Raw genomic sequence first — 26,219 nt, 5'->3', positions numbered from 1 at the left:
CCGTACCGGGCGTCGGCGCTGGCAGGCGCTGTGCCGTACGCGGTCTCGGCACCGGCAGGCCCGGTCCCGTACGCGGTGTCGGCGCCGGCAGGCCCGGTCCCGTACCGGGCGTCGGCGCTGGCAGGCGCTGTGCCGTACGCGGTCTCGGCACCGGCAGGCCCGGTCCCGTACGCGGTGTCGGCACCGGCAGGTCCTGTGCCGTGCGCGGTCTCGGCACCGGTGTGCCCCGTCCCGTACGCGGTGTCGGCACCGGCAGGCCCCGTCCCGTACGCGGTGTCGGCGCCGGCAGGCCCGGTGCCGTACCCGGCGTCGGCGCCGGGGTGCCCCGTGCCGTGGGTGTGGGTGGTGCCGGCGTGCCCGCGGCCGCCGGTCCCGGCCCCGTCCCCGGCGCCGGGGCGGGTGCGTCCGGGGCCGGGGGCCGTCGCGGCGCGTCCGTCGGTGCCGTCCGGGGCCGCTGCGCCGAACGTCCCGACGCCGGAGCGCCCCGCGTGCGTGTCCGCGGCACCGCCCGCCGACGGGGCCGCACCCCGCTGGCGGGGAGCCCGGAGGCTGCCTTCCGGCGGGAGACCCACCGGGGAGCCGTGCGCGGTCCCGGCGCGCCCCGGCCGCGGTCCTTCCCCGGCCGCCGTCCGGCCTGCGCCCTCGATCCGCGGCGCACCGCCCTGCCCCGGCACCACGGGCTCACCGGAACCCTGTTCCGAGGCACCCCGCGTGCCCCAGGCCGCCGCCCCGTAGGTGTGCTGCGTGGGTCCGGACGGCCCGGCCGGCCCCGGACGCGGGGCCGCCTCGCGCGCGGGAGAAGACTCGGGCGAGGACCCGTCCGCCGCGGCGGGCCCGGGGACGCGCACGTGCCCTTCCCCGTCCGGCGTCGTCTCCACCCGGCCGCCCGGCCCTCCGGCGGGAGCCAGCCGCAGGGCCGACTCGCCGATCCGCAGCAGCGCACCCGGCGCGAAACGGACCGCCCGGCCGCCCACGCGCGTCCCGTCCAGCGTCGTGCCGTTCGTGGAGTCCAGGTCGGCGACCGAGACGCGGCCGTCCGCGCCCACCGTCACCGTGCAGTGCAGCCGGGAGACGTCCGGGTCGTCGAGGGGCACGTCGGCGTCGGCGGAGCGGCCGATGCGGATCTCGCCGCCGTGCAGGAGGTGGACACCGCCGGCGTCGGGTCCGGCGACCACCTGGAGCTGGGCCGGGGCGTCGTCCCACTCGGGATGCGGCTCCGGCTCGCCCGGCGCGCCCACGGACAGCACCGCGCCGTCGGTCAGCGGGGGCTCGCCGAGCGTGCAGCGCTGGGCGTCCAGCCGCTGCTCCCCGGCGTACAGCACCGGCGTGCCCGAACCGTCGCCGCCGGCGACCACCTGGGCGAGCGCGGAGGCCACCGCCGCGAGCGCCGTACCGGCCGGTGCCGTGACCAGGACGTCGCTGCGTGGGGCGCGGTCCCGCCCCGGAGCCGATGCGCCCAGCGGATCTACGACGGTCAGCCGGATCTGCATCGCCGTCAGCGGTCCCTTCTGCCCGGGCCCGGAGTCCCCCGCCCCGCCCCGGCACACGTCGGCCAGTACTGCACGCATCCTCGCACCTGCCACTGACACCGCGCCCCTCGCTCGGGAAAAGGTGATCTTGATTGGTCGGCTCTGCCCGCAAAAGTGCCTGAGAAATGACCCGCGGGCGTCGTCTTGAGATCGGTCACGTTCGTTCCCGGCAACCACAAGACCGAGGTGAGCGTCTTTCCTTCGAACGGGTGTGAGCGCGGATACGTAAGACGCACAGAAAGACGACACCCCGGTCCTCGGCGACCCGGCACTACAGTGGGTCGGACAGGCCAGCAGGCAAGGCAAGCACCAGGGAGCGCATGACGTGCGGCCGGTAGGCAGCAAGTACCTGCTCGAGGAGCCGCTCGGACGCGGCGCCACGGGCACCGTCTGGCGAGCCCGCCAGCGTGAGAGGGCGGGCGCCGAGGCGGCCGTGCCCGGACAGCCCGGCGAGACCGTCGCGATCAAGGTCCTCAAGGAGGAGCTGGCCGGCGACCCCGACATCGTGATGCGGTTCCTGCGGGAGCGCTCCGTCCTGCTCCGGCTGACCCACCCGAACATCGTCCGGGTCCGCGACCTGGTCGTCGAGGGCGAGCTGCTGGCCCTGGTCATGGACCTCGTCGAGGGCCCCGACCTGCACCGCTACCTGCGCGACAACGGGCCCTTCACGCCCGTCGCGGCGGCGCTGCTCACCGCCCAGATCGCCGACGCGCTCGCGGCCAGCCACGCCGACGGCGTCGTCCACCGCGACCTCAAGCCCGCCAACGTGCTGCTCCAGCAGTACGACGGGCGGATGCACCCCCTGCTGACCGACTTCGGCATCGCCCGCCTCGCCGACTCCCCGGGCCTGACCCGCACCCAGGAGTTCGTCGGCACGCCCGCGTACGTCGCCCCCGAGTCCGCCGAGGGCCGCCCGCAGACCTCCGCCGTCGACATCTACGGCGCCGGCATCCTGCTGTACGAGCTGGTCACCGGCCGCCCGCCGTTCTCCGGCGGCTCCGCCCTGGAGGTGCTGCACCAGCACCTGAGCGCCGAGCCGCGCCGCCCCTCCACCGTCCCGGACCCGCTGTGGACGGTCATCGAGCGCTGCCTGCGCAAGAACCCCGACGAGCGGCCCAGCGCCGAGAACCTCGCCCGCGGCCTGCGCGTCGTCGCCGAGGGCATCGGCGTGCACGCGAACTCCGCGCAGATCGCCGCCGCCGAGGGCGTCGGCGCGCTGCTGGTGCCCGACCCGGCCCCCGCGCCCGTGCCGGACACGCCCGGCGCGGCCGACCCGACCCAGGTCCTGCCGCAGGGCGCGGGCGCCTACGACCCGAACGCCGCGACCAGCGTCCTGCCGCACACGGGCGGTCCGGCCGGTGCCGCCGACCCCACCGCCGTGCTGCCCCACCGGGGCGCGGCCGACCCGACCGCGGTCATGCCGCCGGTCCCGCCGGGCTCGCCCGGCCACCCCGGGCAGCAGAACCAGCAGGGCGGCCCCGAGGACCCGCACCCCTGGCAGAACCAGCTGCGCGCGGCCCGCGACCGCAACGAGCAGACGCAGGTCCAGTACCTCGACCCGAACGAGGACCCGCTGCGCCGCCGCCCCCAGCGCCAGGTGGCCCGGCCGCAGCCGCAGCAGCCCTCGCGCCGCCAGGCGCCCCCGCCCGGACCCGGCTACGGCCACCCGCAACAGCAGCAGCCCCAGCAGTACGCGCCCCAGCCGCAGCGGCCCCAGCCGCCGCAGCGCTACGCCCCGCCGGCGCCCCCGGCCCAGCCGCAGCAGCCCCAGCAGCCGCAGCGGCCGCAGCGCGAGCCCCGGCAGCCGCGCCAGCGCAGCGCCAACCCGATGCGCATCCCCGGGCTCGGCTGCCTGAAGGGCTGCCTGTTCACGATCGTCATCCTGTTCGTCGCGGGCTGGCTGATCTGGGAGCTGAGCCCGCTGCAGGACTGGATCGGCACCACCAAGGGCTACTGGGACCAGCTCACCGACTGGTTCTCCACGGTGACCGGCTGGATCGAGAAGGTCGGCGGAAGCGGTTCGGGCACGAACTGACCCGAACCGCCCCGCGGGGTTGGTGATTTGTCGACACCTGGCGGGTGATTTCCGCCCTGGCGGTGAAGGTTGGCTCCCCGGACGCGTAGTTTTAGCGACAACACGCGTCGGTAGGAGCAGCCTTGGCACGGAAGATCGGCAGCCGGTACACCGCCCACCAGATCCTGGGGCGGGGCAGCGCCGGCACGGTGTGGCTGGGTGAGGGACCCGAAGGCCCCGTCGCCATCAAGCTGCTGCGCGAGGACCTCGCGTCCGACCAGGAACTGGTCGGGCGCTTCGTGCAGGAGCGCACGGCGCTGCTCGGCCTGGAGCACCCGCACGTGGTGTCGGTGCGCGACCTGGTCGTCGACGGCAACGACCTGGCCCTCGTCATGGACCTGGTGCGCGGCACGGACCTGCGCACCCGGCTGGAGCGGGACCGGCGCCTGGCCCCCGAGGCGGCCGTCGCGATCGCCGCGGACATCGCCGACGGGCTCGCGGCCGCGCACGCCGCCGGAGTCGTGCACCGGGACGTCAAGCCCGAGAACGTCCTGCTGGACATGCAGGGCCCGCTCGGCCCCGGCGGCTCCCACCGCGCGCTGCTCACCGACTTCGGCGTCGCGAAGCTCATCGACACCCCGCGCCGCACCAAGGCCACGAAGATCATCGGCACGCCCGACTATCTCGCCCCGGAGATCGTCGAGGGCCTGCCCCCGCGGGCCTCCGTCGACATCTACGCGCTCGCCACCGTCCTGTACGAGCTGCTCGCGGGCTTCACCCCGTTCGGCGGCGGCCACCCGGGCGCGGTCCTGCGCCGGCACGTCACCGAGACGGTCGTCCCGCTGCCCGGCATCCCCGACGAGCTGTGGCAGCTGCTCGTGCAGTGCCTGGCCAAGGCCCCGGCCTCCCGGCTGCGCGCCTCCGAGCTCGGGGCCCGGCTGCGCGAGCTGCTGCCCATGCTGGCGGGCATGCCGCCGCTGGAGGTGGACGAGCCGGACACCGAGTCCACGCAGGAGTCCGACCGCGAGGAGCAGCCCGCCGGACCGGCGCCGGCCGGGGAGCGGGTGCGGCGCCGGGGCGCGGTCCCGCTGGTGCCGGGCGCGAAGCCGGCCGACTCCAACCGGGACACCCACACCTCGATGCGGGTCCCGGCCCCCGACGAGCTGGCCGGCGGCGCCCACGGCACGGCCCGGGCCCCCCGCGCCCCCGGCGCCCCCCGCCCGGGCTCGGCCCGCAACCGCGCCGTCGCCCGCCGCCGCCGGGTGGCCCTCGGCGCGGGCGCGGTCGCCCTGGCGGCGGCGGTCGGCGTGGGCGCCTGGCTGTCCTCCTCGGGCGACGACACGGCCCCCCCGCCCCAGGACACGAAGAACTCGGCCCCTCAGAGGCCCTGACCACAGGAGCCCGCCCTGACCACGGGAGCCGCCCTGACCAAGGGAGCCGCCCTGACCAAGGGCCCTGGCGCGCCCGGGCCCCCTGCGGCAGCCCGGGCGGACCTCGCCCGCCCCGACGGGTGCGGTGCAGCGGCCCTGCGGCGGCAGTCCGGCGGACCCCGCCCGCCCCTGCCGACGAGTGCCGGGCAGCGGCCCTGCGGCCGGACCGGCTGAGCGGCGCGCACCACGGCGGCGCTCGGACCCGCACGGGGCGCCGCACCCCCGGGTCCCGACCGGGCCGTGTGTCCCCGCCGGTCCTCCGGCAGGCTCCTGCCCCGCCCGCGCCGCCCGCGCCGCCCGCGCCGCGCTCCCCAACCGCCCGGCCACGGCTGCCCCGCCGTACCGGTCGGTCCGGCGCCCCGCCCGCGCCCTGCTTCCGGACCGCCTGGCCACGGCTGCTCCGCCGTACCGGTCGATCCGGCGCCCTGCCCGCGCCGCGCTCCCCAACCGCCCGGCCACGGCGGCCCCGCCGTACCAGTCGATCCGGCGCCCCGCCCGCGCCGCGCTCCCGGACCGCCCCGGCCCCGGCGGCCCTGCCGTGCCGGTCGATTCGGCGGCCCGGTCCGTGCGGTCGCCGCAGCGAGCCGCAGCGGTTCGCCCCGGGGTGCGCCCTCCGGCCCCGTCGGAGGGCGCACCCCGGGGGCGTCACGCCGACCCAGAGGCCGGCTCAGCCGCTCGGCGTCCGCCGGTCAGGCCGGTCAGGTCGGTGAGACCGCGCGCTCGGACGCGGACCGTGAGGGGCCACGCCCGCGGGCGTGGCCCGGGCCCCCGCGGTGGCCGCCCGGACATGGTCGCCGGGCGGAGCCGTTACGCTGGAGGGCGTGGCAGTCGTCGACGTATCCGAAGAGCTCAAGTCCCTCTCCTCGACCATGGAGTCGATCGAGGCCGTTCTGGACCTCGGGAAGATGAGGGCAGACATCGCCGTGCTCGAGGAGCAGGCGGCCGCGCCGTCCCTGTGGGACAACCCCGATGAGGCGCAGAAGATCACCAGCAAGCTGTCCCACCTCCAGGCGGAGGTGCGCAAGGCCGAGGCCCTGCGCGGTCGCATCGACGACCTCAGCGTCCTCTTCGAGATGGCCGAGGAGGAGGACGACCCGGACACCCGCGCCGAGGCCGAGTCCGAGCTGGCCGCCGTCAGGAAGGCGCTGGACGAGATGGAGGTCCGCACCCTCCTGTCCGGCGAGTACGACTCCCGTGAGGCCCTGGTCAACATCCGCGCCGAGGCCGGTGGCGTCGACGCCGCCGACTTCGCCGAGAAGCTCCAGCGCATGTACCTGCGGTGGGCCGAGCAGCGCGGCTACAAGACGGAGCTCATCGAGACGTCGTACGCCGAAGAGGCCGGCATCAAGTCGACCACCTTCGCCGTCCAGGCGCCCTACGCCTACGGCACGCTCTCCGTCGAGCAGGGCACACACCGGCTCGTGCGCATCTCCCCCTTCGACAACCAGGGCCGTCGGCAGACGTCCTTCGCGGGCGTCGAGGTGCTGCCCGTGGTCGAGCAGTCCGACCACGTCGACATCGACGAGAGCGAGCTGCGCATCGACGTGTACCGCTCCTCGGGCCCCGGCGGCCAGGGCGTGAACACCACGGACTCCGCGGTGCGCATCACCCACCTGCCCACCGGCATCGTCGTCTCCTGCCAGAACGAGCGCTCGCAGATCCAGAACAAGGCCACGGCGATGAACGTCCTCCAGGCCAAGCTGCTGGAGCGGCGCCGCCAGGAGGAACAGGCCAAGATGGACGCCCTCAAGGGCGACGGCGGCAACTCCTGGGGCAACCAGATGCGTTCGTACGTCCTGCACCCCTACCAGATGGTCAAGGACCTGCGCACCGAGTTCGAGGTCGGCAACCCCGAGGCCGTGTTCAACGGCGAGATCGACGGGTTCCTCGAGGCCGGAATTCGCTGGCGCAAGCAGCAGGAGAAGTAAGTTTGTCGACAAGGCAACTGCCGCCCGCGGGGCGGTAGTTGCCTTTTCTGTGCCCGCATGTCTGGGTTTTACATCACACTCACAGGCTCAGACTTGCGGCATAGCCCCCGTAGTTGGACATGGCACCCGCAAACGGCCTTGACGTGTCTTTGAAAAGTGGGAAGGGTGAAGCGCGGCATGCGTGTCTCTGGGGCGCATGTGAACCGGGGGCCCTTCACCGCAGCTGCCCCCGTCGAGCACAGCCCCGAACGCTGCCTAATGACGATGAGCTACTGGGGGTAGCAACCACATGACCAAGAAGACGCGGATCCGTGTCGCGCGGATCGCCGCCGGTGCCGTGATCGCCGCCGGTGCCTCGCTGACCGCCGCCGGTGCCGCATCCGCCGCCGAGGGCGAGGACTGCCTGCTCGGCGTCCTGTGCGCCGAGGAGTCGCCGGCCCCGTCGCCGACGCCCACGCCGACGGAGGAGCCGACCGGCATTCCCACCGCCCTCCCGACGGACCCGCCGTCCACCGAGGAGCCCCCGGCCGAGCCCACGGACGAGCCCACCGAGCCGACCGAGGACCCGACGGACGAGCCGAGCAGCCCGGGCAACGGGAACGGCAACGGCGGCGGCAACGGTGGCGGGAACGGCAACGGCAACGGCGGGGGCAACGGCGGCGGCAACAACGCCGACCCCGACGGTGGCGCCTCCACCCAGGAGCAGGGCTCCTCGGCCCTCACCGACACCGGCTCGGACAACACCCCGGCCCCGCAGGCCCAGGCCGGCGGCCCCGAGCTCGCCGAGACCGGTGCCGCGCAGACCACCTTCCTGGTGATCGGCGCCGCCACGATGATCGCCGGCGGTGTCGGCTTCCGCGTCCTGCCGCGCCTGATGGGCGGCCGGGGCGGCGCTGCCGCCTGACGGTAGCCACGTCCGCACGGACCGTGCGCCCGGTACGAAGCCGAGGGCCCGGAGCAGTACGCTCCGGGCCCTCGGTCATGTCCTGGTCGCCGTGGCATCCACGCCTGGGAAGGGCGCGCGACTACGCCCTCACGCCGTCTGGTGCGCCAGCAGCGCCACGGCCGCGATCAGCACCGTCAGCAGGGCGATCAGCGCCATCGGGCTCATACCCGCGAGAAAGTTGTCCTGCTGCAGGCGCTCGCGGTTCGCGCGGCACACAGGGCAGCGGCCCTCGCTCACGGGGGCCGCACAGTTCGCGCACACCAGCCGGTCGTACGTCATGCGCTTGCCCTCCTTGCGACGGTTCCACGGTTCCAACGTCCGCGGGGGTGGGAATGTTCCCCCTCCACTGTGCCAGGTTCCTCCGGAGGGTGCGCGCCGCTCGTCCAGTTCCCCGCCGCGCGCGGGGGGCGTACAAAACGGCACATCCGATGCGCAACCGCGACCGGTGCCTGCGGTGCCGTGCCCGGGTCGCGTAAGGTCACGCTCATCTACCCCCGGCGACCCGTGGTGCATCCGTGATCCGATTCGACAATGTCTCCAAGGTCTACCCCAAGCAGACCCGCCCCGCCCTCAGGGATGTCTCCCTGGAGGTCGAGAAGGGCGAGTTCGTGTTCCTCGTGGGGTCCTCCGGCTCCGGAAAGTCCACCTTCCTGCGGCTGATCCTCCGCGAGGAGCGGTGCAGCCACGGGCAGGTGCACGTCCTGGGCAAGGACCTCGCGCGCCTCTCCAACTGGAAGGTCCCGCAGATGCGGCGCCAGCTGGGGACGGTCTTCCAGGACTTCCGGCTGCTGCCGAACAAGACGGTCGGCGAGAACGTCGCCTTCGCGCAGGAGGTCATCGGCAAGTCGCGCGGCGAGATCCGCAAGTCCGTGCCGCAGGTGCTCGACCTCGTCGGGCTCGGCGGCAAGGAGGACCGGATGCCCGGCGAGCTGTCCGGTGGTGAGCAGCAGCGCGTCGCCATCGCGCGGGCGTTCGTCAACCGGCCCAAGCTGCTCATCGCCGACGAGCCCACCGGCAACCTCGACCCGCAGACCTCCGTCGGCATCATGAAGCTGCTCGACCGCATCAACCGGACGGGCACGACCGTGGTGATGGCCACGCACGACCAGAACATCGTGGACCAGATGCGCAAGCGCGTCATCGAGCTGGAGAAGGGCCGCCTCGTCCGCGACCAGGCCCGCGGCGTCTACGGCTACCAGCACTGAGACCGCTTCCCGAGATCCACGGAAAGGCATAACCAGCCGCCATGCGCGCCCAGTTCGTCCTGTCGGAGATCGGCGTCGGTCTCCGCCGCAACCTGACGATGACCTTCGCCGTCATCGTCTCCGTCGCCCTGTCGCTGGCCCTGTTCGGCGGGTCGCTCCTGATGAGCGACCAGGTCAACACCATGAAGGGCTACTGGTACGACAAGGTCAACGTCTCGATCTTCCTCTGCAACAAGTCCGACGCCGAGTCCGACCCCAACTGCGCCAAGGGCGCGGTGACCGAGGACCAGAAGAAGCAGATCAAGACCGACCTCGACAAGATGGACGTCGTCCAGAAGGTCACGTACGAGTCGCAGGACCAGGCGTACAAGCACTACAAGGAGCAGTTCGGCGACTCCCCGCTGGCCGCCTCCCTCACGCCGGACCAGATGCAGGAGTCGTACCGCATCAAGCTGAAGGACCCGGAGAAGTACCAGGTGGTCGCCACCGCCTTCAACGGCCGGGACGGCGTGCAGTCCGTGCAGGACCAGAAGGAGACCCTGGACAACCTGTTCAAGCTGCTGGAGGGCATGAACTGGGCCGCCCGCGCGGTGATGGCGCTGATGCTGGTCGTCGCGCTGATGCTGATCGTCAACACGGTGCGCGTCTCGGCGTTCAGCCGGCGGCGCGAGACGGGCATCATGCGCCTGGTCGGCGCCTCGGGCTTCTACATCCAGGCGCCGTTCATCATGGAGGCCGCGGTCGCCGGCCTCATCGGCGGCACCCTCGCGTGCGCCTTCCTGCTGGTGGCGCGGTACTTCATCATCGACCACGGACTGGCCCTGGCCGATCAGCTCACTCTGATCAACTTCATCGGCTGGGACGCCGTGCTCACCAAGCTGCCGCTCATCCTCGCCACGAGCCTGCTGATGCCCGCGTTGGCCGCGTTCTTCGCGCTGCGCAAGTACTTGAAGGTGTGACGCATGCCAAGAGGGGCCGTGCGGTCAACAGGCCGTGCGGCCCTTCCCCTTGTCCTAGACTCACCGGCATGTCAGGTCGTGACCCGTTCTGTCAGCCCCGCCGAGTTCGCCGCGGGGCCGCCCTGACCTTGGTCTTCGCGAGTGTGCTCGCCGCCGGCGCGGCCACCGGCGCACTGCCGCAGGCGGACCGGAAGTCGCCCCCGTACGAGGCCCGTTCGGCGAGTCCGGCCGCGCGCCACACCGAGGTCAGCAGGGCGGCCGAGGAGGCCATGGCCGACGGCAAGTCCCCCGTCGAGGCCGCGCAGCGCGCCGTCAGCCGCAGCGGCGACCGCTGGGGCGCCGTCTACTCCGAGGGCGAGTACGAGGAGTTCGAGGACGCCCTCGACGGCCAGTACACCGGCGTCGGCCTGTGGGCGCGCAGCGAGCGCGACGGCCGTATCGAGGTGACGAAGGTGCGCGCCGGCTCGCCCGCCGCCACCGCCGGGATCCGCCCGGGCGACCTGCTGCGCAGCGTCGACGGCCGCAGGACCGACGGACGGCCGGTCACCGAGGTCGTCTCCTTACTGCGCGGGGACGCCACCGACGCCCCCGCCGGCACCACCGTCCGCCTCGGCCTGGAGCGCGGCACCCGCGCGTGGACCGAGACGCTGCGCCGGGCCCAGCTGTCCACGGACTCGGTCACCGTCCGGGAAGCCGCGGGACCCGTCACCGTCATCAAGGTCGCCACGTTCACCAAGGAGTCCGGGCGGCAGGTCCGCGCGGCCGTCCGGCAGGCCCCGCCCGGCGGCATCGTCCTCGACCTGCGCGGCAACTCCGGCGGGCTGGTCGGCGAGGCCGTCATCGCCGCCTCCGCCTTCCTCGACGGCGGCCTGGTCGCCACCTACGACGTCGACGGCGCCCAGCGCGCCCTGCACGCCGAGCCCGGCGGTGACACCACCCGCCCCCTGGTCACCCTCGTCGACGGCGGGACGATGAGCGCCGCCGAGCTCCTCACCGGCGCCCTGCAGGACCGCGGGCGCGCGCTGGTCGTGGGCTCCCGCACCTTCGGCAAGGGCTCGGTCCAGATGCCGACCCGGCTGCCCGACGGCTCCGTCGCGGAGCTGACCGTGGGCCACTACCGCACGCCGTCCGGCCGCGGCGTCGACGGCCGGGGCATCACGCCCGACCTGGAGGCCGACGAAGGAGCCCTCCAGCGGGCCGAGAGCGTACTGCGCGGCCTGGCGCCCCCCTCGTAATCCGCTTCCCGCCGACCCCCACCTTGGTGCGAAAATGGGCGGCACTATGGCTAAGGAAAAAGGGCGCAAGCTGATCGCGCAGAACAAGAAGGCGCGGCACGACTACCTCATCATCGACACCTACGAGGCCGGTCTGGTCCTCACCGGGACCGAGGTGAAGTCCCTGCGCCAAGGTCGGGCGTCGCTGGTCGACGGCTTCGTGCAGCTCGACGGGAACGAGGCGTGGCTGTACAACGTGCACGTGCCGGAGTACGCCCAGGGCACCTGGACCAACCACAGCGCCCGCCGCAAGCGGAAGCTGCTGCTGCACCGTGCCGAGATCGACAAGCTGGAGTCGAAGTCGGGCGAGACGGGCCACACCATCGTGCCGCTCGCCCTGTACTTCAAGGACGGCCGGGCCAAGGTCGAGATCGCGCTGGCGAAGGGCAAGAAGGAGTACGACAAGCGGCAGGCGCTGCGGGAGAAGCAGGACCGCCGGGAGACCGACCGCGTGATCGCGGCGGTGAAGCGGAGGCAGCGCGGGGCGTAGGGAATACGCTGGCACCGACCTGCGTTGGTCACGTACGATGGGGCTCGCACCCCACAGCGGGTACGCACCCCTCTCCGGAGGGGATTGTCAACACAACATGGGGATGATCGGTTTCGACAGCGGTTGTCGAAGCAGGGGAAGCGTGTCGAGGAAGCGGCAATGATCTCGTAAACCATATGTCGCAAAAAATAATCGCCAACACCAAGCGCGATTCCCAGTCCTTCGCCCTCGCTGCCTGATAAGCAGTGACTGAAGGACCCTAATGGGTGTCAGCCCGGGAGTGTTCCCGACCCGGATCCTGGCATAAGCTAGGGAACTAAACCATCGAGCCCGGTCACGGGGTTCGATGGGAAATCAAACAGTGACTGGGCCCGTCGGCGACTTGTTCGCGTGATCGCCGGGGCCGAGAAAATCGCAGCGAACTGCACACGGAGAAGCCCTGGTTCTGCACCGTTGGACGCGGGTTCGATTCCCGCCATCTCCACTCATCCCATGTGGGCGAAGGCCCCGTCGCTTCCGAGCGGCGGGGCCTTCGTCATGCCCGGGCCGTGCTGCCCCGTTCCGTCAGCCGCGGCGGCAGCAGGGTCGTCCCCGGTGGGCGCGGGCCGGTCCGCTCCCGCATCAGCAACTGCACGCCGAGGGTGCCCAGCTCCGCCGACGGCACGGTGACGGCCGAGACGGTCTCGGGCACGTCGGTGCCGACGGCCAGGACCGACAGGTCCTGCGGGATGCGCCGGCCGCGCTGCCTGAAGGCCGTGAGCAGGGGAACCAGCAGGGCGTCGTTCTGCACGACCACGGCCGTCGGGGCGGGGTGCGCGCCCAGCAGCCGGTCCGCGAGGGCGTGGGCCCCGGACGGCTCGGCCGGATGCACCGACGACGCCAGCCGGTACCGGTCGGCCGCGGCCGTGAAGCCCTCGACCAGGCGGCGGGCCGAGGCGGTCTCGCGCAGGTAGGCCTCCGGCGGCGGCCCCGCCAGCGCCACGGCGCGGTGGCCGAGACGGGCCAGGTGGTGCACGCACGCCTCGCCTGCCGCGCGGTAGTCCAGGTCGACGCAGGTCAGACCGCGGGGATCGGCCGGGAGCCCGATCAGGGCGGTGGGACGGCCCAGGGAGCGCAGCGGGGGCAGGCGCGGGTCGTGCAGACCGACGTCCACGACCAGCACCGCGTCCGCCCGGGCCGGTCCCCCGAGGCGGGTCAGACCCTCCTCGTGGGTGAGCAGCAGCACGTCGTGGTCGTACCCGCGCGCCGCCGTCACCACCGCCTGCGTCAGCCGCATCAGCGCCGGGAGGTGGACGCCGCCGCGCAGCGGTGCCGCCACGGCCAGGACGTCGCAGCCTCCGGGCGCGGACGGACCCGACTGCGGGCGGTAGCCCAGCTCCCGGGCGGCCTCCTGCACGCGCCGCCGGGTCTCCGCCGAGATCGGGCGCTTGCCGCTCAGCGCGTACGACACGGTGCTCGGGGAGACCCCGGCCCGGCGCGCCACGTCCGTGATCCTGACCATCAGGCCTGCTCCGGCCCGGCCGGCCGCCGTCCGCCCGCGGGGTGCGCCGGGGGCGGGCCGGCGAGGTCGCGGGCCTCGGCCGGGTGTGCCCCGGTGACCTCGGCCGGGTGTGCCCCGGCGACGCCGTCACACGGCAACCGGTGCCCGTCGGTGCACTTCATGGGGGTCCCTCGCTGTCCCGGCGGTTCGGTGTTGAAGCGCTTCGACGGACGAACGTAAGGGCGGGACGGGAGAGCGTCAATGGGGCGTGCGCGGATCAGTGAAGCGGTTCGACACACCGACCAGGGCGAGGAGGAGAGCCATCGCTGCGGCCGCCGGCGGAACCGCGTACCCCGCCGTCGCCGACGCGTGCTCCACCGTCCAGCCGCCCAGCGCGCTGCCGGTGGCGATGCCGCCCAGCAGGCCGGTCACCGCGAGGGTCATGCCCTCGTTGAGCCGGCCCTCGGGGGTGTGCTGCTGGACCAGCGTCATGGTCGTCACCATCGTCGGGGCCGTCGCCATCCCGGCCACCAGCAGGGCTGCCGCCAGCAGCGCGAGCGACCCGGTGAGGGCGGCCGCGAGCAGCGGCAGGAGCAGCAGCGCCGTCATCGCGGCCACGCACGGGGCGAGCCGCCGCGCGGCCGGCCCGGCCGGTCGCACCGCCCCGTAGAGCAGGCCCGCCGCGCAGGAACCCGCCGCCTGCAGGGCCAGCACGGCACCGGCCGCCGTCCGGTGCCCCGCGGCGTCCGCGAAGGCGAGCGTGACGACCTCCGTCGCGCCGAAGACGCCGCCCATCGCCAGGCAGACCGCGAGCAGCGGGGGCATGCCGGGGGAGCGCAGCGGGGCCTTCCCGGGTATGTGCCGCCGCACCGGCGGCTCCGTCGCGCGCCGGCTGGTGAACAGCGCCATGCCGGCCAGCAGCAGCACCGCTCCGACCAGCGTGCCCGCCTCCGGGAACAGTGCCCCGCACAGGAAGGCCGCGAGCACCGGGCCCAGCATGAAGCACAGTTCGTCCGCTGCCTGCTCGAAGGAGTTGGCGGTGTGCAGGCCCTTGGGGTCGCCGGCCAGCAGATGGGCCCAGCGGGCGCGGGACATGCCGCCGGTGTTGGGGGTGGTGGCGGTCGCGGCGTAGGAGGCGAACAGGGTCCAGTCGGGGGCGTCGTGGCGGACGCACAGCAGCAGGGTGAGGGAGCCGAGCACGGCGATCACCGTGGCGGGCAGGGCCACCCGGGCCTGACCGTGGCGGTCCACGAGCCGGGCGATCCACGGCGCCACCACCGCGGTCGCCGCCAGCCCCGTCGCCGTGACGGCACCGGCCAGGGCGTACGAGCCCCGCGTCCCGGCGATCATGACGACCGCGCTGACGCTGAACATGCCCATCGGCAGCCGGGCGATCAGGTTCCCGGCGGTGAAGGCACGGGTGCCGGGCAGGCGGAACAGGCGGCGGTACGGGGCGAGATGCGGCATGCGCACACCGTCGCCCGGCGGTGATCACGCCGTCCAACACCTGTTCCACGCGGACTCACGCACCCGGGTTGTGAATCCGCCGGACGGGCCCGCCGGGCAGGCCGAAAAGGCCGTGGCGCAAAATGTTCGCTCCCTGTTCTCCCTGCTCTTCGCGTTCTTCATGTTCTTCATACAGCGATATGGAGATTCCTGATGCTCCTCATCGCGCATGTAAAAGATGCTCATTCGCGAAAATCCTTCACTCGTTTGCCGCGCATCCGCCGATGTGGGCCGACGGTTAGTCGGTACATGACCGAGGCGACCAGGAAAGACGGCTGGGCGGTAACGCTCGGCCCGTACACCTACATTCCGGCACCGGCGCACTCGTCCGCCACCGTCAACGGCACGCTCACCAGAGGTGGTTGCCCGGTCACGCTCCAGGTGACCGAACCGGTGCTGCGCGATTTCATCGACGCCATGAGCGACCTGGAAAAGGATCTCGCCCGACGGTGGATCAGTGCCACGGAATGGCCCGCTTTCGCGCTCGCGGAATAGCGGGCCGCGTCATGTACGAGAACGGAAGCGAGGGCACCGGGCGACACCGGGCGCCGACCAGGGACTTCGTCACACCGCTGACTCCGCCGGACCCCACCTGGGATCCGGCCGAGGAACTGGCCTTCATCCTCGAAGAAGCCCTCCAGGAACAGGAAGCCCGCCAGGAACCGGCGACGCGCATCCCCGGCCCCCGCGACGAACCACCCCACGCGACCGCCGAACCGGTCCCCGCACCCGGCGGCGAGCGGATGCGACGGCTCCAGGACATCACCGAGGAACTGCCGCCCGTCCGGGACGTCCCCCGGCGCCACCGCAAGGTCCGCACCCGCAAGACCCCGCGCCTGCTGCGCACCACCAGCTTCCTGGTCGCCGCCCTGGCGGCCGTCATCGCCACCGCCGTGAGCCTCCTGAGCGGCATGGTCGCCTACGACCCCCTGCGCCTGGTCGCCGCGTCCCCGGCCGAGCGCGGCCTGCGCACCTGGTGGCCCCTGCTGGTCTACGGGCCCTGGCTGGTGGCCTCGCTGTCCGTCCTGCGGGCCGCGCTGCACCAGCGCCGGGCCGCGCACTCCTGGTGCGTCGTGATCGTCTTCTCCTGCGTCGCCGTGCTGCTCTGCGTCGCCCAGGCGCCCAGGACCGTGCTCGGCACCGCGGCGGCGGCCCTGCCCGGGGTCGCGGCACTGGCCTGCTTCCAGCAGGCCATCCGGCAGATCACCCTGACCCGCCCGCCCGTACGGTCGGCGCCCCGGCACCGGGTGGGCCGGACGGCGGCCGCCGGCGCGGACGCACCCAAGGGCGAGACCGGAGCCCGGGGGCAGCTCACCGACCCCTGAGCCCCAGGGCCGCCGCCCGCTGTAGGTTCACGGCATGCCCGCCCACCTCGACCCGCGTCTGCTGCGCGCCTTCGTCACCGTCGCCGAGGAGCTGCACTTCACCCGAGCCGCGCTCCGTCTCCACCTGGCGCAGCAGGCGCTCAGCCGGGACGTGCGGCGGCTGGAGCGGGAACTGGGCGCCGACCTGTTCGTGCGCACCACCCGGCAGGTGACGCTCACACCCGACGGGGAGCGGCTGCTGCCGTACGCCCGGCGCGTGCTGCGGGCGCAGGACGACCTGCTCGCCGCCTTCGGCCAGGCCCGGCCGCTGCTGGTCGACCTCAACTCCCCGGGCCTGGTCACACCGCGCCGCGTGCTGCACCGGGCCCGTGAACTCGACCCCGGCCACGAGCTGATGGCCCGTTACGAGAGCGGCCTGACCTGGGCCGCCGGTGAGCTGCTCGCGGGCCGGCTCGACGCGTCGTTCGGACGGTTCGCCGGGCTGGACCCGGCGCTGCGCTCCGGACTCGACCACCAGCCGGTGCGGTACGAGCCGATGGCGGTCGTGCTGCCCGAGGACCACCGGCTCGCCGGGGCGGCGGAGGTGCCGCTCGCCGAACTGGCCGGCGAGACCGTCTACGCGGGCGCCGGCAACCCGCGCACCCCGGAGTGGACGGGCCTCGCCCGGCTGCTCTTCGAGGGGCGGGGCATCGCACTCGCTCCCCCCGCGCCGCTGGCCGTCGGGGAGGAGGAGTTCCAGCGGCTCATGGCCAGGACGCGCCACCCGGTCCTGGCCGTGGTGGGGTTCCCGGCCCTGCCGTCGACCGTGCTGCGGCCGCTGGTCGATCCCGTGCCGCTGTCGCCCGTGTCGCTGGTGTGGCGCAGGGGCCTGACCCACCCGGCGCTCGACGCGCTGCGGGGGGCGGCGGCCCGGCTCGCGGCGGAGGAGGGGTGGCTGCGGCGGCCCGCAGAGGGATGGATTCCGGCCGCCGATCATGTCCTCATGGCGTCTCACGACTGACACGATTCGACACGGCGCACACACAGAACCTGCGCGTGCGCTACATTCGACGCCTGAGCACGGTGTGGTAATAGGGGGCGCTCGGACGGGTGGGGGCCCGGTCCGACGGCGGGTGCTCAGGTCGAAAGCGCACCTGAACCATCCCGTGGGGGGAAGTGCGTGCGCGTGACAAAGTGGCGAGAAGACGCCCAACCCGAATGGCCCGAAGCCGCTACGGCGACCGGTGAACTCACCGCGGACGGCCGAGGCCCGGACCGCAGAGCCACGCAGGTCTTCGCCGAGGGCGACGTCCGGGTGACCGGCACGCGCCTGCCCGCCGGGACCGAGATACTGCGCGGCATTCCCCGGCAGAGCGAGGGCGAGGCCGACTCGCTCTCCTCGTCGCCGGGGTCCCGGACGACCCGGCCCGCCGTGCGCGACCCCTGGCAGGAACCGGAAGAGGCCGGTCCGGGCACCTCCGGACCCGCATCCGCTCCCGACTCCGGTGCCGGGGCCGCTCCCGACTCCGGTGCCGGATCCGTTGCCGGGGAGCACACCCACGACCCGCACGAGGTCACGGTCCAGCTCGACGCCGTACAGCTCGGCGACGGTTTCGTCCGGCAGGTGAAGGAGGGCCCCGGCGTCGCCCCCGCCGCCGACCGGCCCGTCTTCGTCGACGAGTCCGGCCGCCGCAGCCGCCGCTTCCGCCGCATCGGCATGGCCGTCGCACTGGCCTGCGGCATCTACGCCGTCGTCATCGTGGCCACGCTGATGTCGGGCAACTCCAACGCGCCCTGGCTGCCCGTGCCGGGTCAGAAGGAGAACCCGCCGGCCGGACAGGTCGACAGTCCGCCGCTGCCGGCGGAGTCGGCCCCGGCCACGGGCACCGGGGCCACCGTCCCGAGCGGCACGCCGACCGCGGGCGAGACCGCGCCGCCCACCTCCGGCCCCAGCGCCCTGCAGCCGGTGGCCACCGCAGGCACCGGCCGTTCCGACACGTCCGCCAAGCCCACGCCGACCCCGACCCGGACCAGTGCGGCCCCGGGCAGCGGCGCGACCGACCCGGCCCCGACCAAACCGGCGGACCCGCCGACCACACCGGCCACCGACCCGACACCCACGGGCGGTACCACGCCGGAGCCGACCACGACCACGGGCACCGGTGACGACGGCGACACCGGCACGGTGGCCGAGGGCCCCGTGGAGCCCCAGCCCGTCACCGGGACCCCGGCGCTCTAGCCCGTCCGCCGACGGCGTTGCCGCCCGCGCGGCCCCCGGCACACCGGGGTGCGGGCGGGCGGCGACACCGATGAGGGCTCCGGCGCGGCCGCGCACCCCACGCGCGGGCGCCGCGGCCGCAGGACGAGGGCCGTGCCACCGCCGCGGCCCCCGGAACCGGTGAAGGGCACCGCCGCACACGGCCGGTGCAGACCCGGGACCCGGGCTTCGTGCCGTTCCACCCGGGACCCGGGACCGAGGCCCCGTCCCGTTCCACCCGAGACCCGAGACCCGGGACCCAGGCCCCGCACCACGGCCCACCCTCCCCGCCGCACCACTCGTCCCCGCACCACCCGTCCCCGCACCACCGTCCCCGCAGCACCCGTTCCGCACCACCCGAGGTACCACCACCCATGGCATCCCCAGTCCGCCGTTCCGGGCCCGCGTCAGGAGCCCGTGGGGGCTCCAGGCGCCGTCGCCTCCCCATGCGCCTGCTGTTGCCCCTGCTCGTGCTCGTCGCGCTGATGGCGATGCTCATGCTGCGCGGCTACGTGCACAGCGAGATCCTGGCCGACCACCGCGTCGGCGCGCCCGCCGCCAACGACCGTGTCCCGAAGGACATCCTCAAGGGCGGTCCCGTCATCGACACCCGGGACGGGAAGCCCACCAGCCTGCAACTCCCCGACCGCGAGCTGGTCCTGACCTTCGACGACGGTCCCGACCCCGAGTGGACGCCCAAGGTGCTCGACGTGCTGAAGAAGCACGACGCCCGGGCCGTCTTCTTCATCACCGGCACCATGGCCTCCCGTTACCCGGACCTCGTCCAGCGCATGGTCGACGAGGGCCACGAGATCGGCCTGCACACCTTCAACCACCCGGACCTGTCGCTGCAGAGCAAGAGCCGCGTCGACTGGGAGCTGTCCCAGAACCAGCTCGCGCTGGCCGGGGCGGCCGGCATCCGCACCTCGCTGTTCCGCCCGCCCTACTCGTCGTACGCCCGGAACATGGACAACAACTCCTGGCCGGTCACCGAGTACATCGGCAGCAAGGGCTACATCACCATCGTCAACGACACCGACAGCGAGGACTGGCGCAAGCCCGGGGTCGAGAAGATCATCAGCAACGCCACGCCGAAGGGCGGCAAAGGCGCCATCGTGCTGATGCACGACTCCGGTGGCGACCGCTCCCAGACCGTGGCCGCGCTCGACCGGTACATCTCCGGACTGCAGGCCGAGGGCTACCGCTTCCACACCCTCACCGGCGCCCTGGACGCGCCCAGCGCGCACAGCCCGGTCGCCGGTCTCGAGGCGCTGAAGGGCGACGCCTGGGTGTTCCTGGTGCAGGCATCGGAGAAGACGACCGAGGTGCTCGTCGCCGGTCTCGCGGTCGTCGGCGTGCTGGTCTTCGGGCGGCTGGGGCTGATGCTGATCCTCTCCATCGCGCACGCCCGCCGGGTCAGGCGCCGCACCTTCCGCTGGGGAGAGCCGATCACCGAACCGGTGTCCGTGCTCGTGCCCGCCTACAACGAGGCCAAGTGCATCGAGCAGACGGTCCGCTCCCTGGTCGCCAGCGACCACCCCATCGAGGTGCTGGTCATCGACGACGGCTCCAGCGACGGCACCGCGCGCATCGTGGAGAACCTCGATCTGCCCGGCGTGCGCGTGGTGCGCCAGCTCAACGCGGGCAAGCCGGCCGCCCTCAACCGGGGCATCGCCAACGCCCGCCACGACATCATCGTCATGATGGACGGCGACACCGTCTTCGAGCCGACCACCGTCCGTGAACTCGTGCAGCCCTTCGGCGACCCGCGCGTGGGCGCCGTCGCCGGCAACGCCAAGGTCGGCAACCGCGACTCGCTCATCGGCGCCTGGCAGCACATCGAGTACGTGATGGGCTTCAACCTCGACCGCCGCATGTACGACGTGCTGCGCTGCATGCCCACCATCCCCGGCGCGGTCGGCGCGTTCCGGCGCAGCGCCCTGGAACGGGTCGGCGGCATGAGCGACGACACGCTCGCCGAGGACACCGACATCACGATGGCCCTGCACCGCGACGGCTGGCACGTCGTCTATGCGGAGAAGGCCATCGCCTGGACCGAGGCGCCCGAGTCCGTGCAGCAGCTGTGGTCCCAGCGCTACCGCTGGTCGTACGGCACGATGCAGGCCATCTGGAAGCACCGCCGGGCCCTGGTCGACCGCGGGCCCTCGGGCCGCTTCGGCCGGGTCGGCCTGCCGCTGGTGTCGATGTTCATGGTCGTGGCGCCGCTGCTCGCCCCGCTGATCGACGTGTTCCTGCTGTACGGCCTGGTGTTCGGCCCGACCGAGAAGACCATCGGTGCCTGGCTGGGCGTCCTCGCCGTGCAAGGGGTGTGCGCGGCCTACGCGTTCCACCTGGACAAGGAACGCATGACCCACCTCATCTCGCTGCCGCTCCAGCAACTGCTCTACCGGCAGCTCATGTACGTCGTCCTGCTGCAGTCCTGGATCACCGCCCTCACCGGCGGCCGGCTGCGCTGGCAGAAACTGCGGCGCACGGGGGCCGTGGGGTTGCCCGGGGGCGGAACCGCCGCACCGCAGCAGCAGATGGACGGGAGGCCGGTCGCGTGACCACGGCACCCGTCACCGCCGCCCCGCCGCAGGAGCAGACCCCTGCGCGCAAGCCCGGCCGCGACCGCTACTTCGACCTGCTGCGCGCCCTCGCGCTGTTCCGCGTCGTGCTCTACCACCTGACCGGCTGGGCCTGGCTGCCGCTGGTGTTCCCCTCCATGGGCGTGATGTTCGCGCTCGCCGGCAACCTCATGGCCCGCTCGCTCAAGCGCCCGCCCGTCCAGGTGATCCGCGGCCGGCTGCGCCGGCTGCTGCCCCCGCTGTGGCTGCTGGGCGTCGTCGGCGTGACCGGCATGGTCCTGCAGGGCTGGGGACCCGGCGCGGACGGGCACCCCGGCTGGTGGTGGCTCCACCTCACCTTCTGGATCGTGCCGTTCAGCGATCCGCCGTACGGCGAGGGACTGCCCGGCGTGCCCGGCGTCATCGGCGAGAACTGGGCGGCGGACTTCGCCGGCCCGCTGTGGTACATCCGGGCCTACCTCTGGTACGTCCTGCTGTCGCCGCTGCTGCTGAAGGCCCTGCGCGCCCTGCCGGCCGTCACGCTGTCCGTGCCGATCGTCCTGGCCGTCGCCTTCGAGCAGGGCTGGCTGACGCTGCCCGGCGAGCGGATCCCCTCCGCCCTCACGGACTTCTCCACCTTCGGCGCCTGCTGGATCCTCGGCATGGCCCACCAGGAGGGCATCCTGCGGCGGCTGCCGCGCTACATCGTCCCGTCCGTGGCACCCGTCGTCGCCCTGACCGGCCTCTGGTACGCCGTGCACCACGACTTCGGCACCGGCAACGACCTGGACAGCATGCCGCTGGCCCAGGCCCTGTGGTCCGTCGGCACGGTGGCGCTGCTGCTGCACGTCAGCCCGTCCTGGTCCGACTGGCCGCGCCGGCTGCGCCCGTTCGCCGGCACGATCACCCTGCTCAACTCCCGGGCCGTCACGATCTACCTCTGGCACAACGTCTGCATCCTGATCGCGGCGACCCTCTGGGACCACCTGTGGGCCTTCCCCCTCCTGGAACAGAACGTCCCAGGCCTCCTGGAAAGCCCCTGGCCGGTTCTGGCCCTGACCTGGTTCCTCATCGGCACCTGCATCCTGGCCTTCGGCTGGGCGGAGGACCTGGCGGCGAAGCAACGGCCTCGGGTGTGGCCGACGGGTGAGCCTCGGGGAAGGGGACGGCGAATGGAGCGGCGGCGACCGGTGGCCGCCGGCTGAGCCGGGCCGGGGCATCGCCGCCCTCCGGCCCGCCGGATTCCACCCTGTGGTCATCTGCCCCGGTCGCGCCGGTGAACCGAGGTCACCGGTTCGATGGCGTCCGTGAAGAAGCTGCCCCCCCGCAACCGACGCCCGGTTCGCGGTCCGGCCGCAGGTGGCCGGTGCATGCTCGTGGGGCTGACCGGCAGGGCACCCGTCGGACCTCTCATCCCGCCCCGGCGCGGGGTGAGAGCAAAGTTCCCTCGCGGTCACCCGCTGGCACAGGCAGGAAACGCGTCCTCCCTACCTTCGGGACCAGTCACTCGAATCACCACCGAGTCCCGGAGCACAGTGGAGGCGTCATGACAGGCCCCGGCACGGCACCCGCACCCCCGAGCAGGGGCGGCCGCTGGATCCAGCACTGGGATCCCGAGAACGAGACGTTCTGGAAGGAGACCGGCGAGAAGGTGGCCCGCCGGAACCTCTACTTCTCCGTGCTGTCCGAGCACATCGGCTTCTCCGTCTGGACGATGTGGTCCGTGCTGGTGCTGTTCATGGGCCCGGAGTACGGGCTGACCCCCGCCGACAAGTTCCTGCTGACCTCGATGGTCACGCTGGTCGGCGCCGTCGTCCGCGTCCCCTACACCTTCGCCGTCGCCGTCTTCGGCGGGCGGAACTGGACGATCATCTCGGCCGGCATGCTGCTGATCCCGACCGTCGCCGCGTTCACCGTGATGGAACCGGGCACCTCCTTCTCCACCTTCCTGCTGGTCGGCCTGCTCGCCGGGGTCGGCGGCGGCAACTTCGCCTCCTCCATGACCAACATCAACGCCTTCTTCCCGCTGCGGAAGAAGGGCTGGGCCCTCGGCCTGAACGCGGGCGGCGGCAACATCGGCGTACCGGTGATCCAGCTGGCCGCGCTGGCGATCATCGGCGCCGGCGGCGGGCCGCGCGTGCTGCTCGGCGTCTACATCCCGCTGATCGTCGTGGCCGCCGTCATGGCCGCGCTGTTCATGGACAACCTGGAGAACGTCAAGAACGACACCGGTGCCGCCAAGGACGCCTGCCGGGACGCCCACACCTGGATCATGGCCGTCCTCTACATCGGCACCTTCGGCTCCTTCATCGGCTACAGCTTCGCCTTCGGCCAGGTGCTGCAGAACCAGTTCGGCCGTACGCCGCTGGAGGCCGCGTACGTCACCTTCATCGGCCCGCTGCTCGGCTCGCTGATCCGCCCGCTCGGCGGCTGGCTCGCCGACCGCTACGGCGGCGCGAAGATCAGCCTGTGGAACTACGTGGCGATGGGCGTCGCGACCGCGGTCCTGATCGGCGCCTCCATGGAGAAGTCGCTGGCGCTGTTCACCGGGGCGTTCGTGGTGCTGTTCGTGCTCAGCGGCCTCGGCAACGGCTCGACGTTCAAGATGATCCCGGGCATCTTCCAGAACAAGGCCCTCGCCAAGGGGCTGAAGGGCGAGGCGGCCGCGGCCTACGGGCGCCGGCTCTCCGGGGCCTCCATGGGGCTCATCGGCGCCGTCGGGGCGCTCGGCGGCGTCGGCATCAACCTCGCCTTCCGCCAGTCCTTCCTCTCCTACGGCTCCGGCACGGGCGCCTTCGTCGCCTTCCTCGCCTTCTACGCGGTGTGCTTCGTGGTCACGTGGGCCGTATACCTTCGGCGTACGGCGCCCCGGGCACCTGCCGCCTCGGCGACCTCGGAGTCGAAGCCGCAGCTCAGCTACGCCGAGGTGTGACGTAACACCAGCGACATCAAGTCGATCCGGGCCTGTCACGAGCCGTTGACAGGCTCGATCGGCATGTAGGTACGCCGTACCCACGCAGTACGACGACTCGAGTGCGGGACGAGAGCCATGTACGAGGAAGAACGACGACCGGACCACGGACCGCTGGCGGGCTTCACCGTCGGTGTGACGGCCGCGCGCCGGGCCGATGAGCTCGGGGCGCTGCTGCAGCGGCGCGGTGCCGCCGTCCTGCACGCCCCCGCCCTGCGGATCGTGCCGCTCGCCGACGACAGCGAACTGCTGGCCGCGACGAAGGACATCATCCAGCAGGCACCGGACATCGCGGTGGCCACGACCGCGATCGGCTTCCGGGGCTGGGTCGAGGCCGCCGACGGCTGGGGCCTGGGCGAGGACCTGCTCTCCCGGCTGGGCGGCGTGCGGATCCTGGCGCGCGGGCCCAAGGTGAAGGGCGCGGTCCGGGCCGCCGGGCTGACCGAGGAGTGGTCGCCGTCCTCGGAGTCCATGGCCGAGGTCCTCGACCGGTTGCTGGAGGAGGGCGTCGAGGGGCAGCGCATCGCGATCCAGCTGCACGGCGAGCCGCTGCCGGGGTTCGTGGAGGCGCTGCGGGCGGGCGGGGCCGAGGTGGTCGGGGTGCCGGTGTACCGGTGGATGCCGCCGGAGGACCTCGGCCCGGTCGACCGGCTCCTCGACGCGACGGTCTCCCGGGGTCTGGACGCGATCACCTTCACCAGCGCACCGGCGGCGGCCTCCCTGCTGTCCCGGGCGGAGGAGCGCGGGCTGCTGCCCGAGGTGCTGGCCGCCCTGAGCCACGACGTCGTACCGGCCTGCGTGGGTCCGGTCACGGCCCTGCCGCTGCAGTCGCGCGGCATCGACACGATCCAGCCCGAGCGGTTCCGGCTCGGGCCGCTGGTCCAGCTGCTCTGCCAGGAACTGCCCGCGCGGGCCCGCGCGCTGCCGGTCGCCGGGCACCGCGTGGAGATCCGCGGCCACGCCGTGCTGGTCGACGGCGACCTCAAGCCCGTGCCGCCGGCCGGCATGTCCCTGCTGCGCGCCCTGTCCCGCCGCCCCGGCTGGGTCGTCGCCCGCGCCGAACTGCTCCGCGCCCTGCCCGGCTCCGGCCGCGACGAGCACGCCGTCGAGACGGCCATGGCCCGCCTCCGCACGGCCCTGGGCACGCCCAGGCTGATCCAGACGGTCGTCAAGCGCGGCTACCGCCTGGCCCTGGACCCCGCGGCGGAGACGAAGTACGCGGACGCCTGAGGGGCGGCGGGGGTTGAGCGACAACTCGCCAGGATGCGGGGGCGTGCGGCAGGGCCGTTCGGTCCCTCGCGAGTCCTCCCGGCCCGGGCGTGCGGCAGGGTCGTTCGGCCCACCCCGCGAGTCCTCCCTGCCCGGGAGTCGCGCGAGGTCTTTCCGGCGCGCCCCGGGGCAGGCACTGTAAGAGGGGAACGGTTGCGGAGCCCTCTCACTGGCGTCTCACCGACCTAGGCGGTGACAGGCACATGGCACTGGGTACAGCCACGGCCCCCTACGAGCTGCGGTTCGACGCCGGGCGGATCTGCCTGGACCTGCTCTCCACCGCACAACCGCAGGAACGGCTCGACTCCGTGCCCGTGCTGCGCGCCTGGATCACCGGGTCCGGGCTGGTCCCGGCGGACACCTCGCTGGCCCAGGCCGACGCCGGCTGGACGGCCGCCTTCCGTGAACTGCGCGCCCAGCTCGACCGGTTGGTGCGCGGCAGGCCGGGCGCCGGGGTGACGACGTACGACTTCGCGCTCGCGCGCGTCAACGACCTGGCCCGTACCGCGCCCCCGGCGCCCCGCGCGGTCCGCGGCGCGGACGGCCGGCTCGTACGGCAGCTGGACGGCCCGCCCGACTGCGCCGCCCTGCTGGCCTGCGTGGCCCGTGACGCCGTCGACCTGCTCACCGACCCCGTCGCGCGTGCGGCCCTGCGCCAGTGCGAGGGGGACAACTGCCGCATCGTGTACCTCGACACCTCCCGGGGGCGCCGTCGGCGCTGGTGCTCCAGCGAGGTCTGCGGGAACCGCGAACGCGTCGCCCGGCACCGTCGCCGTGCCGCACTCGCCCGTGCCTGAAACGGAATTGAGTGGTCCGTGCACTCAATTCCCGTGTCCTGAATGCGACTTCTGTACTCGCGGCACCGAAGTGATTTCGGTTACACGCCGTTTACCTACGCACCCGTAGGGAAAGCCCGGCTCGATCTTGCCGATGTGGCGGAAATGTAAAGAACGCGGGGTGGGAATGTGACCCCATGTCCCGCTCGTGACGTCACTTCGAAGAAATCTGTCGTCTCTCTTTGAACGCCCAACGGCTCGCGTGCGTACGGCTTGTCGAGCGACCGACTGGGGGAACCCCCGGACATCGGAGG

22 protein-coding genes and 1 other RNA gene are annotated in these 26,219 nt (G+C 73.1%); 18 read left to right on the top strand and 5 right to left on the bottom strand.

Annotated elements, in window-relative coordinates; genetic code table 11:
• On the bottom strand, positions 1 to 1,490 hold a 1,490-nt coding region (locus tag ACPXCS_RS11185), incomplete at its 3' end, for an FHA domain-containing protein (protein WP_425970948.1).
• Between the two features lie 364 nt (positions 1,491 to 1,854).
• On the opposite strand from ACPXCS_RS11185, the gene ACPXCS_RS11180 reads away from it, so the two are divergent.
• The 4 genes from ACPXCS_RS11180 (at position 1,855) to ACPXCS_RS11165 (ending at position 7,805) form a co-directional block, all read left to right on the top strand.
• Positions 1,855 to 3,564, top strand: a complete 1,710-nt coding sequence (locus ACPXCS_RS11180; RefSeq protein WP_425951932.1) for a serine/threonine-protein kinase — start codon at positions 1,855 to 1,857, stop codon at positions 3,562 to 3,564.
• A gap of 122 nt (positions 3,565 to 3,686) precedes the next feature.
• Positions 3,687 to 4,934: a serine/threonine-protein kinase gene (locus tag ACPXCS_RS11175; protein ID WP_425951931.1), complete on the top strand. Its 1,248-nt coding sequence runs from the start codon at positions 3,687 to 3,689 to the stop codon at positions 4,932 to 4,934.
• Between the two features lie 860 nt (positions 4,935 to 5,794).
• Complete coding sequence (gene prfB, locus ACPXCS_RS11170) at positions 5,795 to 6,901, top strand: peptide chain release factor 2 (RefSeq protein ID WP_425947570.1); 1,107 nt, start codon at positions 5,795 to 5,797, stop codon at positions 6,899 to 6,901.
• A gap of 289 nt (positions 6,902 to 7,190) precedes the next feature.
• Positions 7,191 to 7,805 (top strand): hypothetical protein, encoded by a 615-nt coding sequence (locus tag ACPXCS_RS11165; protein WP_425947569.1) that lies wholly within the window; start codon positions 7,191 to 7,193, stop codon positions 7,803 to 7,805.
• A 129-nt stretch (positions 7,806 to 7,934) separates the two neighbouring features.
• On the opposite strand, the gene ACPXCS_RS11160 is transcribed toward ACPXCS_RS11165, so the two are convergent.
• Positions 7,935 to 8,126, bottom strand: coding sequence for a hypothetical protein (locus ACPXCS_RS11160; protein ID WP_425947567.1), 192 nt, complete (start codon positions 8,124 to 8,126; stop codon positions 7,935 to 7,937).
• A gap of 236 nt (positions 8,127 to 8,362) precedes the next feature.
• Here ACPXCS_RS11160 and ftsE point away from each other — a divergent pair, with 236 nt between their 5' ends.
• The 5 genes from ftsE to ssrA all read left to right on the top strand — a co-directional run bounded on the left by ftsE (position 8,363) and on the right by ssrA (position 12,262).
• The gene (gene ftsE / locus ACPXCS_RS11155) at positions 8,363 to 9,052 is read left to right on the top strand and encodes a cell division ATP-binding protein FtsE (protein WP_003990615.1); all 690 of its coding nucleotides are present in this window, start codon (positions 8,363 to 8,365) and stop codon (positions 9,050 to 9,052) included.
• 41 nt (positions 9,053 to 9,093) lie between these two features.
• Complete coding sequence (ftsX, locus tag ACPXCS_RS11150) at positions 9,094 to 10,011, top strand: permease-like cell division protein FtsX (protein ID WP_425947565.1); 918 nt, start codon at positions 9,094 to 9,096, stop codon at positions 10,009 to 10,011.
• Positions 10,012 to 10,079: 68 nt separating this feature from the next.
• Positions 10,080 to 11,246: a S41 family peptidase gene (locus ACPXCS_RS11145; protein ID WP_425947563.1), complete on the top strand. Its 1,167-nt coding sequence runs from the start codon at positions 10,080 to 10,082 to the stop codon at positions 11,244 to 11,246.
• A 46-nt stretch (positions 11,247 to 11,292) separates the two neighbouring features.
• A complete protein-coding gene (gene smpB / locus ACPXCS_RS11140) occupies positions 11,293 to 11,775 on the top strand; it encodes an SsrA-binding protein SmpB (RefSeq protein ID WP_425947561.1) in 483 nt (160 codons plus the stop codon).
• Between the two features lie 99 nt (positions 11,776 to 11,874).
• Positions 11,875 to 12,262: a transfer-messenger RNA gene (gene ssrA, locus ACPXCS_RS11135) on the top strand.
• Between the two features lie 48 nt (positions 12,263 to 12,310).
• Here ssrA and ACPXCS_RS11130 read toward each other — a convergent pair.
• The 3 genes from ACPXCS_RS11130 to ACPXCS_RS11120 all read right to left on the bottom strand — a co-directional run bounded on the left by ACPXCS_RS11130 (position 12,311) and on the right by ACPXCS_RS11120 (position 14,722).
• The gene (locus ACPXCS_RS11130; RefSeq protein ID WP_425947559.1) at positions 12,311 to 13,276 is read right to left on the bottom strand and encodes a LacI family DNA-binding transcriptional regulator; all 966 of its coding nucleotides are present in this window, start codon (positions 13,274 to 13,276) and stop codon (positions 12,311 to 12,313) included.
• On the bottom strand, positions 13,276 to 13,437 hold the full coding sequence (locus ACPXCS_RS11125) for a hypothetical protein (RefSeq protein ID WP_425947557.1): 162 nt from the start codon (positions 13,435 to 13,437) through the stop codon (positions 13,276 to 13,278). Before ACPXCS_RS11125 ends, ACPXCS_RS11130 begins: the two co-directional genes overlap by 1 nt.
• Positions 13,438 to 13,513: 76 nt before the next feature.
• Entirely contained in the window at positions 13,514 to 14,722 is a 1,209-nt protein-coding gene (locus ACPXCS_RS11120; RefSeq protein ID WP_425947555.1) for an MFS transporter, read from the bottom strand.
• A gap of 288 nt (positions 14,723 to 15,010) precedes the next feature.
• Here ACPXCS_RS11120 and ACPXCS_RS11115 point away from each other — a divergent pair, with 288 nt between their 5' ends.
• The 9 genes from ACPXCS_RS11115 to ACPXCS_RS11075 all read left to right on the top strand — a co-directional run bounded on the left by ACPXCS_RS11115 (position 15,011) and on the right by ACPXCS_RS11075 (position 25,926).
• Complete coding sequence (locus ACPXCS_RS11115; RefSeq protein ID WP_309094133.1) at positions 15,011 to 15,256, top strand: hypothetical protein; 246 nt, start codon at positions 15,011 to 15,013, stop codon at positions 15,254 to 15,256.
• 11 nt (positions 15,257 to 15,267) lie between these two features.
• Entirely contained in the window at positions 15,268 to 16,086 is an 819-nt protein-coding gene (locus ACPXCS_RS11110; RefSeq protein ID WP_425947553.1) for a hypothetical protein, read from the top strand.
• A gap of 34 nt (positions 16,087 to 16,120) precedes the next feature.
• Positions 16,121 to 17,086 carry a LysR family transcriptional regulator gene (locus ACPXCS_RS11105; protein ID WP_425947551.1) on the top strand — a complete coding sequence of 322 codons (966 nt, stop codon included), beginning with the start codon at positions 16,121 to 16,123 and terminating at the stop codon, positions 17,084 to 17,086.
• Positions 17,087 to 17,251: 165 nt separating this feature from the next.
• Positions 17,252 to 18,304, top strand: a complete 1,053-nt coding sequence (locus tag ACPXCS_RS11100) for a hypothetical protein (protein WP_425947549.1) — start codon at positions 17,252 to 17,254, stop codon at positions 18,302 to 18,304.
• A gap of 392 nt (positions 18,305 to 18,696) precedes the next feature.
• Positions 18,697 to 20,889: a bifunctional polysaccharide deacetylase/glycosyltransferase family 2 protein gene (locus tag ACPXCS_RS11095; RefSeq protein WP_425947547.1), complete on the top strand. Its 2,193-nt coding sequence runs from the start codon at positions 18,697 to 18,699 to the stop codon at positions 20,887 to 20,889.
• A complete protein-coding gene (locus ACPXCS_RS11090; protein ID WP_425947545.1) occupies positions 20,886 to 22,094 on the top strand; it encodes an acyltransferase family protein in 1,209 nt (402 codons plus the stop codon). The genes ACPXCS_RS11095 and ACPXCS_RS11090 overlap by 4 nt, the downstream gene beginning before the upstream one ends.
• 341 nt (positions 22,095 to 22,435) lie before the next feature.
• Positions 22,436 to 23,821, top strand: coding sequence for a nitrate/nitrite transporter (locus ACPXCS_RS11085; RefSeq protein WP_425947543.1), 1,386 nt, complete (start codon positions 22,436 to 22,438; stop codon positions 23,819 to 23,821).
• Between the two features lie 117 nt (positions 23,822 to 23,938).
• On the top strand, positions 23,939 to 25,090 hold the full coding sequence (locus tag ACPXCS_RS11080; RefSeq protein WP_425947541.1) for a uroporphyrinogen-III synthase: 1,152 nt from the start codon (positions 23,939 to 23,941) through the stop codon (positions 25,088 to 25,090).
• Between the two features lie 242 nt (positions 25,091 to 25,332).
• Complete coding sequence (locus tag ACPXCS_RS11075) at positions 25,333 to 25,926, top strand: CGNR zinc finger domain-containing protein (RefSeq protein ID WP_425947539.1); 594 nt, start codon at positions 25,333 to 25,335, stop codon at positions 25,924 to 25,926.
• Positions 25,927 to 26,219 lie beyond the last annotated feature (293 nt).

The organism is Streptomyces sp. DT190 (assembly GCF_049846985.1).
Lineage (GTDB): Bacteria > Actinomycetota > Actinomycetes > Streptomycetales > Streptomycetaceae > Streptomyces.
The sequence above is the reverse complement of the archived record's forward strand: the minus strand, read 5'-3'. Positions and strand labels throughout refer to the sequence as shown.